12 protein-coding genes and 1 other RNA gene are annotated in these 12,978 nt (G+C 66.2%); 8 read left to right on the top strand and 5 right to left on the bottom strand.

Going from position 1 to position 12,978, the window contains the following annotated elements; genetic code table 11:
• Positions 1-327: 327 nt before the first annotated feature.
• Complete coding sequence (locus tag A6A05_RS17370; protein ID WP_068504027.1) at positions 328-1,464, bottom strand: DNA recombination protein RmuC; 1,137 nt, start codon at positions 1,462-1,464, stop codon at positions 328-330.
• A 67-nt stretch (positions 1,465-1,531) separates the two neighbouring features.
• On the opposite strand from A6A05_RS17370, the gene A6A05_RS17365 reads away from it, so the two are divergent.
• The 4 genes from A6A05_RS17365 (at position 1,532) to truA (ending at position 5,128) form a co-directional block, all read left to right on the top strand.
• Positions 1,532-2,896 (top strand): DUF4139 domain-containing protein, encoded by a 1,365-nt coding sequence (locus A6A05_RS17365; RefSeq protein WP_068504024.1) that lies wholly within the window; start codon positions 1,532-1,534, stop codon positions 2,894-2,896.
• Positions 2,897-2,961: 65 nt separating this feature from the next.
• Positions 2,962-3,474 (top strand): peptide deformylase, encoded by a 513-nt coding sequence (def, locus tag A6A05_RS17360; protein ID WP_068504022.1) that lies wholly within the window; start codon positions 2,962-2,964, stop codon positions 3,472-3,474.
• 5 nt (positions 3,475-3,479) lie between these two features.
• The gene (gene fmt, locus A6A05_RS17355) at positions 3,480-4,388 is read left to right on the top strand and encodes a methionyl-tRNA formyltransferase (RefSeq protein ID WP_172822307.1); all 909 of its coding nucleotides are present in this window, start codon (positions 3,480-3,482) and stop codon (positions 4,386-4,388) included.
• A 2-nt stretch (positions 4,389-4,390) separates the two neighbouring features.
• A complete protein-coding gene (gene truA, locus A6A05_RS17350) occupies positions 4,391-5,128 on the top strand; it encodes a tRNA pseudouridine(38-40) synthase TruA (protein ID WP_068504018.1) in 738 nt (245 codons plus the stop codon).
• Positions 5,129-5,211: 83 nt separating this feature from the next.
• Here truA and A6A05_RS17345 read toward each other — a convergent pair whose 3' ends face one another.
• The 4 genes from A6A05_RS17345 to apbC all read right to left on the bottom strand — a co-directional run bounded on the left by A6A05_RS17345 (position 5,212) and on the right by apbC (position 8,932).
• Positions 5,212-6,828 carry a fumarate hydratase gene (locus A6A05_RS17345; protein ID WP_068504015.1) on the bottom strand — a complete coding sequence of 539 codons (1,617 nt, stop codon included), beginning with the start codon at positions 6,826-6,828 and terminating at the stop codon, positions 5,212-5,214.
• A 119-nt stretch (positions 6,829-6,947) separates the two neighbouring features.
• The gene (locus A6A05_RS17340) at positions 6,948-7,430 is read right to left on the bottom strand and encodes an SspB family protein (protein ID WP_068504013.1); all 483 of its coding nucleotides are present in this window, start codon (positions 7,428-7,430) and stop codon (positions 6,948-6,950) included.
• Between the two features lie 45 nt (positions 7,431-7,475).
• Positions 7,476-7,790: a transfer-messenger RNA gene (ssrA, locus tag A6A05_RS17335) on the bottom strand.
• Between the two features lie 17 nt (positions 7,791-7,807).
• Positions 7,808-8,932 (bottom strand): iron-sulfur cluster carrier protein ApbC, encoded by a 1,125-nt coding sequence (gene apbC / locus A6A05_RS17330; protein WP_068504012.1) that lies wholly within the window; start codon positions 8,930-8,932, stop codon positions 7,808-7,810.
• Positions 8,933-9,130: 198 nt separating this feature from the next.
• Between apbC and hflK the strand changes: the two genes are divergently transcribed.
• From hflK to A6A05_RS17310, 4 genes are read left to right on the top strand one after another with little or no spacing between them, the layout of a single operon-like run.
• Positions 9,131-10,279, top strand: a complete 1,149-nt coding sequence (hflK, locus tag A6A05_RS17325) for an FtsH protease activity modulator HflK (protein WP_068504010.1) — start codon at positions 9,131-9,133, stop codon at positions 10,277-10,279.
• Entirely contained in the window at positions 10,276-11,139 is an 864-nt protein-coding gene (gene hflC, locus A6A05_RS17320; RefSeq protein WP_068504009.1) for a protease modulator HflC, read from the top strand. Before hflK ends, hflC begins: the two co-directional genes overlap by 4 nt.
• Positions 11,136-11,339, top strand: a complete 204-nt coding sequence (locus tag A6A05_RS17315; RefSeq protein WP_068504006.1) for a DUF2065 domain-containing protein — start codon at positions 11,136-11,138, stop codon at positions 11,337-11,339. Before hflC ends, A6A05_RS17315 begins: the two co-directional genes overlap by 4 nt.
• Before the next feature lie 47 nt (positions 11,340-11,386).
• Entirely contained in the window at positions 11,387-12,886 is a 1,500-nt protein-coding gene (locus A6A05_RS17310) for a DegQ family serine endoprotease (protein ID WP_068504004.1), read from the top strand.
• The last annotated feature ends 92 nt before the right edge of the window (positions 12,887-12,978 follow it).

Genomic DNA, 12,978 nt, shown 5'->3' with positions numbered 1-12,978 from the left:
CAAGTCATGAAAAACGCTATTCTGATGCCGCACGGTGTTGCTCCAATTCGTGTCCAGGAGACGCGCCAAACGTCTGAACACGAGTAGAATCAACGCCGTGCACTCAGTCCACTAAATTAAACCGGACAGCAGTGGGTCAAGCCCGGCCATGACGGTTGTGGGAAGCGACCTCGGATCAAGGCTTTCCCGGCTAGCTTTTGAAAGCTTCTTGCCCAGCGCGATGAAAAAAGCCTTGCATCTAAATCGGTATTGTCGTACCTAAATACCGTTACTGCTTTGTCTCCCTGAGATGGCGGGATCGGTTCTCCGGTCCCGCCACTTTTTTTCTCAGGAATCCAGCAGCTTCGGCGCCGGCGGAGCCACTTCGGCGGCGGGGCCGTCGGCATCCTCGCCCAATTGCACCGTCTCGATGCGGTCGGCCCGCTTGGCCACCTTTTCGGTGGAAATGCGAATCTGGCGGATATCTTCCGACGCCTGGCCGAAATGCTTGTCCAAGGCGGCGACGCGGTCGTCCAGGCGGCCGATATCGTCCAGCAGCATCCGCACTTCTTTCTGGATCAGGCCGGCCTGCTCGCGCATGCGGGCGTCCTTCAAGACCGCGCGCACGGTATTCAGCGTCGCCATCAAGGTGGTGGGCGAGACGATCCACACCTTGGCGCGGAAGCTTTTTTCCACCACGTCGGGGAAGTTGGCGTGCAATTCGGCGTAGATCGCTTCCGACGGCAGGAACATCAGCGCCGATTCGGCGGTCTGGCCGGGGACGATGTACTTCTCGGCGATGTCCCTGACATGCTTCAAGATGGCGGTGGCAAAGGCGCGGCCGGCCAGGGTGCGTTCGGCGTCGTCCTTGGCGTTGCGCAACAGGTGGAAGCTTTCCAGCGGGAACTTGGCGTCGATCGCGATCGAGCCGGGGGGATTGGGCAGGTCGAGCAGGCAATCGACGCGCCGGCCGTCGCCCAGGGCCGCCTGGAAGCGATAGGCCGACGGCGGCAGCATGGCGGTGACGATGTCGTTCAGCTGAATCTCGCCAAAGGCGCCGCGCGCCTGCTTGTTGGACAAGATGTCCTGCAGGCTGACCACCTGGGCCGACAATTCGGTGATGTTCTTCTGGGCGGCGTCGATGACGGCCAGGCGCTCGCGCAGCTCGTGCAGCGAGGTCGCCTGGCGGTGCGACGCCTGCTGGACGCCGTCATCCAGGCGCTTGGCCATTTCGGCCAGGCGTTCCTCGACGGTCTTGGCCAGGCTGCGTTCCTGGCCCTGCAGCCGGTCGGCCAGTTGGCTTTGGGCGGCGGCCTGGCTTTCGGCCAGTTGCGCCAGCCGGCCGGTCAGCTGGGCCTGGGCCGCCGCCATGGCTTCAATGGCGGCCCCGGTGGTGTCGCCTCGGCCGCGCAGCAGCGCCAGCACCGCCACCACCAGGGCGGCCAGACCAAGGCCCGCCGCCACCATCCATGCCATCTCCACCATCGGCCCCCGTTTTTGCCATCGTCTCGCCGCTTTCATAGCATAGGAATGGACGAAACCGGAGTTGCCCATGCGTCGAATCCTCGCCCTGCTGATGACCACCGCCTTGCTGCCGCCGCTGGCGGCGGCCGACACCATCATCACCCAAGCCGACCGTGCCGCCTTGTCCCTGACCATCACCCAAGCCGGTCAGGCCCTGGTGCGCGATCGCCGCACCGTCACCCTGGACAAGGGCAGCCAGGTGTTGGTGTTCGAGGGCACCAGCCCCCAGGCGCAGGACGGCACCGCCTGGTTGTCGGGGGCGGGTGTGCAGACGCGCGAGCAGGCTTTCGCCGTGGGCGGCATTGACGCGGGGCGCCTGCTGGCCGGCGCCATCGGGTCCGAGGTCACCGTGGTATGGCGAGAGGGGCGCGAAGAGCGCGCCAACGTGCTGGCCGCCGACGGCGTCCCGGTGTTTCGCATCAACGGCCGGGTGGTCGCAGGCCAGCCCGAGCGGGTGCTGTACGATGCCCTGCCGGAATCCCTGCGCGTCGCTCCGTCCTTCGTGGCGACGGTCAGTTCCGACAGTGCCGGCAAGCGCGAGGTCGAGCTGGATTACCTGGCCGGCGGCCTGGACTGGACCGCCGATTACACCGCCGAACTGGCGCCCGCCGGCGACCGGCTGACGCTGACCAGTTGGGCCACCATCGGCAATCATGGCGGCACCGAATTCACCAACGCCCACCTGCAATTGGTCGCGGGGGAATTGTCGCGCCAGGGGGCGCCTTCGCTGCCGATGCGGGCGGCCAAGACCCTGATGGCGACGGCCGAGGCCATGCCCGCGCGGGAGGAACTGGGGCCGCACCACCTTTACACCATCGCCCAGCCGGTCACCCTGGCCGCCGGCGAGCGCCGCCAGGTCGCCCTGATGGCTCCGGCCAGCCTGGCGGTCGAGCGCAGACTGCTGCTGGACGGTGCCCCCCACCACGCCTGGCGCGGCCGCTGGTCCGATCGCGGGGTGCTGCACCCGCAGGCGCACATCTCGCTGCGTAATACGACCGGCCAGCCCTTGCCGGCCGGCACTCTTCGGGTCTACCAACGCGGCCGCGACGGTCAGGCCAATCTGGTGGGCGAGGATCGGCTGGGGCCGGTCCCGGCCGGGGCAGCCGCCCAGGTCAGCCTGGGCCGCGCCTTCGACGTCACCGCCAGGCGGGTGCAGACCGATTTCCAGAAGGTTTCCGCCGAAATCAGCGAATCGGCCATCGAGGTGCGCCTGGCCAATGGCGGCGAGCGCCCGGCCCGCGTCATCGTGCGCGAATCCTTCGGGCCGGAATGGCTGGTTCTGTCGGAAAGTGCCCCTCACACCAAGGACGATGCCTTCACCGCCAGTTGGGTCATCGAGGTGCCGGCCAAGGGCGAAGCCAAGCTTGCGATCCGCGCGCGGGTCAAAGGATAGCTTGACCGATGCTTTCGGCTTCCATATCTCACCAGGGCAGAATTCTCGTGCGTTGAAAGCGTCCCATGGCCCTTTTGGAAATCCTGACCGCCCCCGATCCCCGCCTGATCAAGAAATCCGCCCCGGTCGAGCGGATCGACGACAAGACGCTCCGGCTGATGGACGACATGCTGGACACCATGTACGAAGCCCCGGGCATCGGCTTGGCGGCGCCGCAGGTCGGCGTACTGTCGCGCATCATCGTCGTCGATATCGCCAAGGACGAGGCCGACCGCGCGCCGCTTCGCATGGCCAACCCGGAAATCGTCTGGGTGTCCGACGACGACAATACCTACGAGGAAGGCTGCCTGTCGGTGCCGGCCCATTACGGCAACGTCACCCGCCCGCGCGCCGTCAAGGTGCGCTATCTGGGCACCGACAACCAAAGCCACGAGATCGAGGCCGACGGCCTGCTGGCCACGGTGCTGCAGCACGAGATGGACCATCTGGACGGCATCTTGTTCATCGACCACATGTCGGCCCTGAAGCGCAACATGATCCTGCGCAAGCTGCTGAAGACAAAAAAGGACGCCCGGTGAGCCCGATGCGCCTGGCCTTCATGGGCACGCCCGATTTCTCGGTGCCGATCCTGGCCGCGCTGATCGATGCCGGCCATCAGGTGGCGGCGGTCTATTCCCAGCCGCCGCGCCCGGCCGGTCGCGGCCACAAGGAACAACCGACCCCGGTGCACGCCTTCGCCCAGCGCCACGGCATCATGGTGCGCACGCCGAAAAGCCTGAAGTCCGAAGAAGAGCAGCAGGCCTTTCGCGACCTTGATCTGGATGTGGCGGTGGTGGCGGCCTATGGCCTGATCCTGCCGCTGTCCATCCTGGCCGCGCCGAAGCGCGGCTGTCTGAACGTCCATGCCTCGCTGCTGCCGCGCTGGCGCGGTGCGGCGCCGATCCAGCGGGCCATCGAGGCCGGCGACAGCGAAACCGGCGTGACCATCATGCAGATGGATCAGGGGCTGGATACCGGCGCCATGCTGCTGGTGGACCGGCTGCCGATCACCGCCGCCACCGGGGCGCAAGGCCTGCACGACCAATTGTCGGCCATGGGGGCGCGGCTGATGGTCGATGCCCTGGCCCGGCTGGATCAGTTGGTTCCGGTGCCGCAGCCCGAGGACGGGGTAACCTATGCCCGCAAGCTGGCCAAGGACGAAGGGAAGCTGGACTGGGCCCGCCCGGCGGCCGAGCTGGACCGCTTGGTCCGCGCCTTCACGCCGTGGCCCGGCGTGTGGTGCGAGGCGGCCGGCGAGCGCCTGAAGGTGCTGGAAGCCTGCCTGGCCGATGCATCCGGCCCACCCGGCACGGTGTTGGACGACCAGCTGACGGTGGCCTGCGGCCAGGGGGGCTTGCGCATCCTCAAGGCCCAGCGGCCGGGCAAGGGGCCGATGGCGACGGCCGATCTGCTGCGCGGCTTCGCGCTGCCGGCCGGCACCCGGCTGGCCTGACCATGCCCCGCTACCGCCTGCTGGTCGAATATGACGGAACGCCCTTCGTCGGCTGGCAGCGGCAACCGAACGGCGACAGCGTGCAGGGCGTGCTGGAACAGGCCTTGGCCAAATTGTGCGGCCAGCCGGTGATGGTGCAATGTGCCGGCCGCACCGATGCCGGCGTCCATGCCTGCGGTCAGGTCGCCCATGTCGATCTGCCGCGCGAATATTCGGCCGACGCCGTGCGCGACGCCGCCAACTTCCACGCCAAGCCCCATCCGGTGGCGGTGCTGCGGGCCGAATTGGTGTCCGACGATTTCCACGCCCGCTTCTCGGCGGTGGGCCGGGCCTATGTCTACCGCATCCTCAATCGCCGGGCGCCGTCGGTGCTGGACAAGAACCGGGTGTGGTGGGTGGCGGTCGGGCTGGATGTCGAGCGGATGCAGGAAGGCGCCAACCATCTGCTGGGCTGCCACGATTTCACCAGCTTTCGCGCAGCCGCCTGCCAGGCCGCCAGCCCGGTCAAGCATCTGGATGTGCTGGACGTGCGCCGCTGCGGCGAAATGATCGAGATTCACGCAGGCGCCCGTTCGTTCCTGCACCATCAGGTCCGCAACATGGTCGGCACCTTGAAGCTGGTGGGCGAGGGCAAATGGTCGCCCGACGATGTCCGTGTGGCCCTTAAGGCCTGCTCACGCGCCGCCGCCGGCCCGACCGCGCCGCCCGAGGGGCTGTATCTGACGTCGGTCAGGTATTGAGGGCGTGCGAAGCCCGAGCGGCGTCTGAGCCGCCCGGGATCGGGCGTGCCAAAGGCAAGAGCTGATTTGCCCTGAGGGGCAAATCAGTGCGCGAATTCGGCGAAGAAGTCGTTGCCCTTGTCATCGACGACGATGAAGGCCGGGAAATCGACCACTTCGATGCGCCAGATGGCTTCCATGCCCAGTTCGGGGTACTCGATGACCTCGACCTTCTTGATGCAATCCTGGGCCAGACGGGCGGCGGCGCCGCCGATGGACCCCAGATAGAAGCCGCCATGCTTCTTGCAGGCCTCGGTCACCGCCTTCGAGCGGTTGCCCTTGGCGATCATCAGCATCGAGCCGCCGGCGGCCTGGAACTGCTCGACATACGAATCCATGCGCCCGGCGGTGGTCGGGCCGAACGAGCCCGATGGCATGCCTTCCGGGGTCTTGGCCGGGCCGGCGTAATAGACGCCCAGCTGCTTGAAGTAATCCGGCAGGCCCTCGCCCTTGTCCAGGCGTTCCTTCAGCTTGGCGTGGGCGATGTCGCGGGCGACGATCATCGGACCCGACAGCGACACCCGGGTCTTCACGGGATATTGCGACAAGGTCTTGCGGATCTCGTCCATCGGCCGGTTCAGGTCGATCTTGACCACCTCGCCCGACAGCTTGGCCGGGTCGATGTCGGGCAGGTACTTGGCCGGATCCTTCTCCAGCGCCTCGACATAAACGCCGTCCTTGGTGATCTTGCCGAGAATCTGCCGGTCGGCCGAGCACGACACGCCAATCGCCACCGGGCACGAGGCGCCGTGGCGGGGCAGGCGGATGACGCGGACGTCGTGGCAGAAATACTTGCCGCCGAACTGGGCGCCGATGCCCATGTCCTGGGTCATCTTCAGGACCACCTGTTCCAGCTCGCGGTCGCGGAAGGCCTGGCCGGCCTTGTTGCCCTTCTCGGGCAGGCTGTCGAGATAGCGGGCACTGGCCAGCTTGACGGTCTTCAACGTCATTTCCGCCGACAGGCCGCCGATGACGATGGCCAGGTGATAGGGCGGGCAGGCCGAGGTGCCCAGCGTGCGGATCTGCTCGTCCAGGAACTTCAACAGGCTGGTCGGGTTCAGCAACGCCTTGGTCTGCTGGTACAGGAAGGTCTTGTTGGCCGAGCCGCCGCCCTTGGCCATGAACATGAACTTGTAGGCATCGCCCTCGGTGGCGAACAGGTCGATCTGGGCCGGCAGGTTGGTGCCGGTATTGACCTCTTCGTACATGTCCAACGGAGCGCTTTGCGAATAGCGCAGGTTCAGGTCGGTATAGGCCTTCTGCACGCCTTCCGAGATGGCGGCTTCGTCATTGCCGGTGGAAAAGACCTGCTGGCCCTTCTTGCCCATGACGATGGCGGTGCCGGTATCTTGGCACATCGGCAGCTTGCCGCCGGCGGCGATGCAGGCGTTCTTCAAAAGGTCATAGGCGACGAACCGGTCGTTGGCGCTGGCATCCTTGTCTTCCAGGATGTTCTTCAGCTGCTGCAGGTGACCGGGGCGCAACAGGTGCGAGGTGTCGTGGAACGCCTCGTAGGTCAGGCGGGTGATGGCCTCGGGGGCGACGGTGACGATGGTCTTGCCGTTCAGGGAAGCCGTGCCGACGCCGTCAGCGGTGATCTTGCGATACGGCGTGTCGTCGTGCTGAAGCGGGAACAGCTCGTGATGGACGAAATCGGACATGGGCTTCGCGTCCTTGGGCCAGAGAGGTCAGGGCAGGTTCAGCCCACCCGCGACGGGTAGGCGTCCGGCGAAGGTCAAACACCTTTTTCGGCGACCCGTCAAGGGGACAGGCGCACCGGTTACTTCTTGCGGAAGGCGTCCAGCGCGATGACCTTGCCGTCGCCGTTGCCGGGATTGTCCTCGGTCTTGGCGGGATCTTGGGGCTTGACGGGGGCGGGCTCGGCCGGGGTGGCGGCCTCCAACTCGGCATCGACCTGGAATTGCAGGCCGAACTTGGCCGACGGGTCGGCGAAGCCGGTCACCGCCGCCAACGGCACGCGTAGCCGTTCCGATACGCCCGAGAAGGACAGCGTCACCTCGAACTGGTCTTGCGCGACGTCCAGGCCCCAGAATTGGTGCTGCAGGACGATGGTCATCTCGTCGGGGTGGCGGGCCATCAGGGCCGGGCTGATCTGCACCCCGGGGAATCGGGTGCGGAAGGTGATGTAGAAATGGTGGTCGCCGAACAGGCCGTCGCGGGCCGTTACCGACAGGGCGTCGCGTACGACGCCGCGCAGGGCGTCCTCGACCATCTTGTCGTATCGCAGGAAATCATCCGACATATCCAAATCACGTCCCCTTGAAATGGCCGCCGGGTCTGCCGGCGAAGTGGGGGGGCTTCTGTTGCCCGGTGCCCCCCCGAACCGCGCTTACGGGCTAGGCCGCAGCGGCAAGAGCAACGTTGTCGTTGGCACTTGTGAGGATTGACCCGATAACGGTGGTATCATGCCGAGCACAAACCATGTCTTTACTGCCCGCGTCGATCCTGTTTCGCCCCCATGCGCCGGCCGGAACCGGTTGATGGTGGAGGCGCCGGGTACCGCCCCCGGGTCCGCAAAGCCTATTCCACATAGCGTTTAGCGCCATAGCCGGGCGAACCCGGCAAACCCAATATAGAGCAGGAAGGCCGAACATGCCAGCCTTCCTGCCTCTGTCTTTCCTACTCGAAGCTGATCTTCGGTCCCTTCTTGGCCCCGCCCTGGATCAGTTGGACCTTGTCCCAGATCGCCTTGGCGATGTCGCGATAGGCCTTGGCGTGCGGCGAAGACGGCTTCGACACCACGATCGGCTCGCCGCGGTCGGCGGTCTCGCGGATGGCGATGTCCAGCGGCACCTCGCCCAGGAAGTCGCACGACAGCCGGGCCGCTTCCGCCCGGGCGCCGCCATGGCCGAAGATGTGGGCCTCGTCGCCGCATTTGGGGCAGACGTAATAGGACATGTTCTCGATCACGCCCAGCACCGGCACATCGACCTTGCGGAACATGTTGAGCCCCTTGCGGGCGTCCAGCAGGGCGATGTCCTGCGGCGTCGAGACGATCACCGCGCCGGTCAGCGGCAGGGTCTGGCTGATGGTCAGCTGGGTGTCGCCGGTGCCCGGCGGCATGTCGATGACCATGACGTCCAGTTCGCCCCAGCGCACGTCGCGCAGCAACTGCTGCAGCGCGCCCATCACCATCGGGCCGCGCCAGATGATCGGGCTGTCTTCCGGCACCAGGAAGCCGATCGACATGCACTTGACGCCGTAATTTTCCATCGGCAGCAGGGTCTGGCCGTCGGGGCTGACCGGGTCGCCGGAAATGCCCAGCATGCGCGGCATCGAGGGGCCGTAGATATCGGCGTCGAACAGGCCGACCTTCAGGCCCAGTTGCGCCAGCGCCATGGCCAGGTTGGTCGAGGTGGTGGACTTGCCGACGCCACCCTTGCCCGAGGCGATGGCGATGATCGACTTGACGCCCGGCAGCAGCGGCGCCTCGGCGCCCGGCTGGCCGTGACCATGCGCATGGCCATGCCCGCCCTTGGGGCCGCCCATGACGTTGCGCTCGGCGGTCAGCACCGCCGACACCGTCAGCACGCCGGCCAGGCCGTGCACCGCCTTCTCGGCGTCCTTGCGCATCGGCTCCAGCTTGGCGCCGCGCTCGGGTTCGACCTCGATGGCGAAGGCGACATGGCCGTTCTTCACCGTCACTCCGGACACCATCCCCAGGCTGACGATGTCGGCCTTCTTGTCGGGGTCGACGATGGTCTTCAATGCATCAACGACCTGTTGCTCGGTGACTTCGGCCATGAACGTCCTCATTTTTTGCCAGGGGATAAGCGAAATTGCAGCGAACTCTCATATAAGGGGGACCCGGCGGTTTGGGAAGTCCGCTTGAAAAGGCTTCGGATTTCTCCATATGGGCTTCAACCTGGGGCGTGCGTTGCGCCCGTCCCTGGGGTAGCCTATAAGGCCTGGTAGGGCCAAACAGCGAATGCGAGGAAAAGTATGCCTTGGAATCAAGGGGGTGGCCCCTGGGGCGGTGGCGGTAACAATGGCGGCGGCAATGGCGGCGGCGGCGGCGGTCCGTGGGGACGCGGTCCCGGCGGCGGCCGGCCCGGTCCCGATTTCGAGGAAATGATCCGCAAGGGCCAGGAACGCCTGAAAAAGGCGGTGCCGCCCGGCCGTTTCTCGGGTGGGACCGGCCTGATGGTCGTGGCCGCCCTGGGCGTGGCGGCGTGGATGGCCACCGGCATCTATCGCGTCAACCCCGACGAACAAGGCGTGGTGTTGCGCTTCGGCAAGTGGGTCGATACCACCGAGCCCGGCCTGCGCTACCACCTGCCCTATCCGATCGAGACGGTGATGCTGCCCAAGGTCACCAAGATCAACCAGCTGCAATTGGGCTTCCGCTCGGCGGTCGATACCCGCTTCGAGCAGCGCCAGGGTGCGACCCGCGACGTCCCTGAGGAAAGCCGCATGCTGACCGGCGACGAAAACATCGTCGAGGCCGACTTCACCGTGTTCTGGCAGATCAAGGACGCCGGCAAGTTCCTATTCAACGTCAGGGATGCCGAAGGCACCGTGAAGGTCGCGGCCGAAAGCTCGATGCGCGACGTCATCGGCCGCAGCCCGATCCAGGCCGCCCTGTCCGACAAGCGCCAGCCCATCGCCGACGCCGCCAAGATCGAGTTGCAGCGCCTGCTGGATTCCTATGACGCCGGCATCCTGGTCACCCAGGTCCAGTTGCAGAAGGTCGAGCCGCCGGCCGCGGTCATCGACGCCTTCAACGATGTCCAGCGCGCCCGCGCCGACCAGGAACGCGCCCGCAACGAGGCCGAAGCCTATCGCAACGACATCATCCCGCGCGCCCGCGGCGAGGTCGAGAAGCTGGTCCAGGAGGCCGAGGCCTACAAGGAACAGGTGGTCAATCAGGCCGAAGGCGAGGTCAAACGCTTCCTGGCGCTGTACAACGCCTGGAAGCAGGCCTCGGACGTCACCGAGCGCCGCCTGTACCTGGAAACCATGGAAGAGATCATGAAGGGTGCCCCCAAGGTGATCATCGATCCGTCGGCCAAGGGGGCGCAAGGCGTGGTCCCCTATATGGCCCTGCCTGAATTGAAGAAATCCCAAGCCGGTGCCGGAGGTGCCCGATGAACCGCACCCTGCCCGCCATCCTGGTCGCCATCGGCGCGCTGGCCGTCCTGGCCGGATCGTCGCTGTTCGTCGTCACCCAGGCCGAACAGGCGCTGGTGCTGCGCCTGGGCGCACACCGCGCCACCATCAAGGAGCCCGGCCTGCACTTCAAGCTGCCGTTCATCGAGGATGTCGTCCGCTACGACCTGCGCCTGCTGGCGCTGGAGCCGCCGGCGGAAGAGATCACCTTGAACGACCAGAAGCGCATCGTCGTCGATACCTTCACCCGCTACCGCATCGCCGACCCGCTGAAGTACTATCAGGCCCTGCGCAACGAGACCACCGCCCGGGGCCAGATGTCCCAGGTCGTGACCTCGGCGCTGCGCCGCGTGCTGGGTCAGGTGATGCTGCCCAGCCTGTTGTCCGACGAGCGCGCCAAGATCATGGAGGATATCCAGAAGGAAGTGGCCGAACGGGCCGCCCCCTACGGCATCACCATCGTCGATGTGCGCATCCGCCGCGCCGACCTGCCCGACGAAATCAGCCAGTCGATCTATGACCGCATGAAGTCGGAACGCGAACGCCAGGCCAAGGAATTGCGGGCGCAAGGGTACGAATGGGGCCAGCAGATCCGCTCACGCGCCGACCGCGAGCGCACGGTGATCCTGGCCGAGGCGGCACGTCAGGCCAACTTCCTGCGGGCCCAGGGCGACACCGAATCCTCGCGCATCTATAACGATGCCTATGGCCGTGACGCCCGGTTCTACGACTTCTACCGCTCGCTCGAGGCCTATCGCAAGGCGCTGGGCGAGGGCACGACCATGGTGTTGTCACCCGACAGCCAGTTCTTCCGTCACTTCCAGGGACCAAGCCATCGGTGACCGACTTCCTGACCGCGTTGTGTCTGGTGATGGTGATCGAGGGCGTGGTCTACGCCCTCTTTCCCGCCGGCATGCAGCGCCTGATGGGGCAGACCCAGTCGCTGCCGCCCACCTTCCTGCGGGTGTTCGGCCTGGTGGCGGCCACCGCCGGGGTGGCCGGCGCCTGGCTGATCCGTTCTTCCGCCTTGATTGTGCCTTAGTTTCGGACAAAGCTTCCGGGTGATCTCGAGTAAGGGTTAATACGAGCATGTCCCATCGGTCCCGTGTGAAAGCCCAATCCGTCGATATCCGCCCGCTGGCCTGGTTGGCCGGTCTGGCGGTGGCGACCGCGCTGCTGCTGCAGGTTTCCGTCGCCCATGGCCGCGAGGCTCCGGCCGGCTTCGCCGATCTGGCGGAAAAGCTGCTGCCGGCGGTGGTCAACATTTCGACCACCCAGACCATCAAGAATCCCGAGCGCGTCCCCGAGATGCCGCAATTCCCGCCCGGCTCGCCGTTCGAGGATTTCTTCAAGGAATTCTTCGAGCGCCAGATGCGCCCCGACAGTTCGCCCAAGCGGGCGACCTCGCTGGGGTCGGGCTTCATCATCGATGCGAGCGGCTTCGTGGTGACCAACGCCCACGTCATCGCCGACGCCGACGAGATCACCGTCACCCTGCATGACGACACCGCCTACAAGGCCACCCTGGTCGGCCGCGACAGCAAGACCGACCTGGCGGTCTTGAAGTTCGACCCCGGCAAGAAGGCGCTGACCGCCGTGCCGTTCGGCAATTCCGATGTCGCCCGCGTCGGCGACTGGGTGGTGGCGATCGGCAATCCGTTCGGCCTGGGCGGCACCGTCACCGCCGGCATCGTCTCGGCGCGTGCGCGCGACATCAATGCCGGCCCCTACGACGATTTCCTGCAGACCGACGCCTCGATCAATCGCGGCAATTCGGGTGGGCCGATGTTCAATCTGGCCGGCGAGGTGATCGGCATCAACACCGCCATCTTCTCGCCGTCGGGCGGCTCGATCGGCATCGGTTTCGCCATCCCGTCCAGCCTGGCCAAGCCGGTGGTCGAGGATCTGAAGAAGCATGGCAAGACCCGGCGCGGCTGGCTGGGCGTGCGCATCCAGTCGCTGGATCAGGAACTGGCCGAATCGCTGGGCCTGCCCGATTCCAAGGGGGCCTTGGTGTCCAGCCTCAATGCCGGCGGTCCGGCCTCGAAATCGACCATCAAGCCGCAAGACGTCATCTTGAAGTTCGACGGCCGCGAGGTCACCGAGATGCGCAAGCTGCCGCGCATCGTCGCCGAGACGCCGATCGGCAAGAAGGTGACGGTCGAGGTGTGGCGCGACGGCAAGCGGACCACCGCCGAAGTGGTGGTGGGCGAACTGCCCGAGGAACCCGAGGAAGTGGCCAAGGGGCCGGAAAAGGGCCAGGCCCCGGCCGCGGGTCAAAGTGTGGCCGGCACCGGCCTAGTGGTGGCGGCGGTGACGCCGCAACTGCGCGAGCGCTTCGGCCTGGACGAGGACGTCAAGGGCGTGGTGGTCACCGAGGTCAAGGACGGCCCGGCGATGGAAAAGGGCATGAAGCCCGGCGACGTCATCATCGAGGCGGCCAACAAGCCGGTCCGCACGCCGGGCGACCTGGCCAAGGCGGTCGAGGCTGCCAAGGCCGCCAGCCAGAAGTTCCTGCTGCTTCGGGTCGAGAACCCGCAGGCCCTGCGCTATGTCGCGTTGCCCCTTGCCGAAGGCAAGAAAAAGTAGGGGGCGAAGGCAAGAATACCGGCCAACCTTTGATGTGACTCGTTGGCCGGTATCGTGGCGCCATTGCGGCGGCGGCCAAGCCCGCGGATGCG

Origin of the sequence: Magnetospirillum moscoviense, from assembly GCF_001650635.1 — a bacterium.
Lineage (GTDB): Bacteria > Pseudomonadota > Alphaproteobacteria > Rhodospirillales > Magnetospirillaceae > Magnetospirillum > Magnetospirillum moscoviense.
This window is presented reverse-complemented; position numbering and strand designations above follow the sequence as displayed.